This window comes from Blastococcus sp. MG754426, assembly GCF_021699055.1.
Lineage (GTDB): Bacteria > Actinomycetota > Actinomycetes > Mycobacteriales > Geodermatophilaceae > Blastococcus.
The window spans coordinates 1-889 of sequence record NZ_SSXC01000170.1; the positions used below are offsets into that span (position 1 = coordinate 1).

1 protein-coding gene is annotated in these 889 nt (G+C 76.8%); it reads left to right on the forward strand.

The annotated features are described in order from the left end of the window. Window positions 1–889: PKD domain-containing protein (locus tag E9549_RS22830; protein WP_236828890.1), on the forward strand; the 889-nt coding region annotated here is incomplete at both ends.

Genomic DNA, 889 nt, shown 5'->3' on the forward strand with positions numbered 1-889 from the left:
CCGGCGGCGTCCTTCACCGCGCAGGTGGCGGGTCTGTCGGTGGCGGTGGACGGCAGCGGCTCGACCGATTCCGACGGTGCCGTCGCCGGGCACGCCTGGACCTGGGGTGACGGGACGGCGCCGGGTTCGGGGGCGACCGCGACGCACACCTACGCCGAAGCGGGCTCCTACACCGTGACGCTGACGGTGACCGACGAGGAGGGCGCGACGGCGAGCGCGACGCGGACGGTGACGGTGGCCGCCCCGGACGGGCCGGCGCAGCCGCAGGTGCTGGCGGCCGACGCCTTCCAGCGGTCGGTGACCGGCGGGCTGGGGACCGCGGACGCCGGTGGCGGGTGGACGGTCCTGATGGGCGCCGCGCGGCAGGCGGTCACCGGCGGGGCTGCGGTGCTGACGGTGGGTCCGGGCAACAACGCCGGCTCCCACCTGGCCGATGTCGCGGCCACCGAGGTCGACCTGCGGACGACGGTGTCGTTCTCCCGGACGCCGGCCAACGGCACCGGGGCCTACGCCTACGTGACCGGCCGCCGGGTCGGGACGGCGCAGTACAAGGCGCGGGTCCGGGTGCTGCCCACGGGGGAGGTGGGCGTGTCGCTGGTGCGCGAGGTCGGGGGCGTGGAGACCACGCTGGGCTTCGTCACGCTGCCGGGGCTGACCTACACCCCGGACCTGCCGCTGCAGGTGCACCTGCGGGTGACCGGGACCGGCACGACGGACCTGGAGCTGACGGTCTGGCGGGCCGGTGACCCCGAGCCGACCGTGCCGACGCTGGCGCGCGCCGACGCCACCGCGGCCCTGCAGGCGCCGGGCTCGGTGGGCCTGGCGGCCTACCTGTCGGGCAGCTCGAGCAGCCCGGTCGCCGTCCGGTTCGACGACCTGCAGGTCACCG